Below are 1,411 nucleotides of genomic sequence, written 5' to 3'. Positions count from 1 at the left end.
CACTTCCAGTGTGCGCGGTGCCCCGGGGTGCCTGGTACGCCGGAGGGGTGAGGCCGGTCACCCCGCCCGAACGATCACCGGAGTGATCAGAGGTTCGGGTAGAGCGGGTACTTCTCGGCCAGGGCGGTGACCCGGGCCTTCAGCGCGTCGGCGACGGTCTCGTCGAAGGCGGGCTTGAGCGCCTCGGCGATGATGTCGGCGACCTCGCGGAAGTCCTCGGCCTGGAAGCCGCGGGTGGCGAGGGCCGGGGTGCCGATGCGCAGGCCCGAGGTGACCATCGGCGGGCGCGGGTCGTTCGGGATGGCGTTGCGGTTGACGGTGATGCCGACCTCGTGCAGCCGGTCCTCGGCCTGCTGGCCGTCGAGCTGGCTGTTGCGCAGGTCGACCAGGACCAGGTGGACGTCGGTGCCGCCGGAGAGCACGCTGGCGCCGGCCTCGGCCACGTCGGCCTGGAGCAGGCGCTCGGCGAGGATGCGGGCGCCGTCCAGGGTGCGCTGCTGGCGCTCCTTGAACTCCTCCGAGGCCGCGACCTTGAAGGCGACCGCCTTGCCGGCGATCACGTGCTCCAGCGGGCCGCCCTGCTGGCCGGGGAAGACCGCGGAGTTGATCTTCTTGGCGAACTCGGCCTTGGACAGGATGACGCCGCCGCGCGGGCCGCCCAGGGTCTTGTGGGTCGTGGTGGTGACCACGTCCGCGTAGGGCACCGGGTTCGGGTGCAGCCCGGCGGCCACCAGGCCGGCGAAGTGCGCCATGTCCACCATGAGCAGCGCGCCGACCTCGTCGGCGATCCGGCGGAACGCGGCGAAGTCGAGCTGGCGCGGGTAGGCGGACCAGCCAGCGATGATCAGCTTCGGCTGGTGCTCCTTGGCGAGGCGCTCGACCTCGGCCATGTCGACCTGGCCGGTCTTCTCGTCCACGTGGTACGCGGCCACGTTGTAGAGCTTGCCGGAGAAGTTGATCTTCATGCCGTGGGTCAGGTGACCGCCGTGGGCCAGGCTCAGGCCCAGGATGGTGTCGCCCGGCTGGATCAGCGCGAACATCGCGGCGGCGTTGGCCTGCGCGCCGGAGTGCGGCTGGACGTTGGCGTGCTCGGCCCCGAACAGGGCCTTGATGCGGTCGATCGCGATCTGCTCGACCACGTCGACGTGCTCGCAGCCACCGTAGTAGCGGCGGCCGGGGTAGCCCTCCGCGTACTTGTTGGTGAGCACCGAGCCCTGGGCCTCCATGACCGCCACCGGGGCGAAGTTCTCGGAGGCGATCATCTCCAGGGTGGTCTGCTGGCGGTGCAGCTCGGCGTCGACCGCGGCGGCGATCTCCGGGTCGAGGGCGTGCAGGGACTGGTTGAGAACAGTCATGGTGTGGTCTTCCCGGGAGGAGGAGGGAAAGGGGCCGGGGCGGGGCGGGCCGCGGT

General features: G+C 71.1%; 1 protein-coding gene. It reads right to left on the bottom strand.

What is annotated here, in order from left to right; genetic code table 11:
• Positions 1-86: 86 nt before the first annotated feature.
• Positions 87-1,355 (bottom strand): serine hydroxymethyltransferase, encoded by a 1,269-nt coding sequence (gene glyA, locus ACFU6K_RS38995; RefSeq protein WP_380671417.1) that lies wholly within the window; start codon positions 1,353-1,355, stop codon positions 87-89.
• Positions 1,356-1,411 lie beyond the last annotated feature (56 nt).

This window comes from Kitasatospora sp. NPDC057512 (genome assembly GCF_042802135.1).
GTDB lineage: Bacteria > Actinomycetota > Actinomycetes > Streptomycetales > Streptomycetaceae > Kitasatospora.
The sequence above is the reverse complement of the archived record's forward strand: the minus strand, read 5'-3'. Positions and strand labels throughout refer to the sequence as shown.

Coding starts and splice junctions, on each gene's coding strand:
- glyA (WP_380671417.1), bottom strand. CDS start 1,355: ATGACTGTTCTCAACCAGTCCCTGCACGCCCTCGACCCGGAGATCGCC.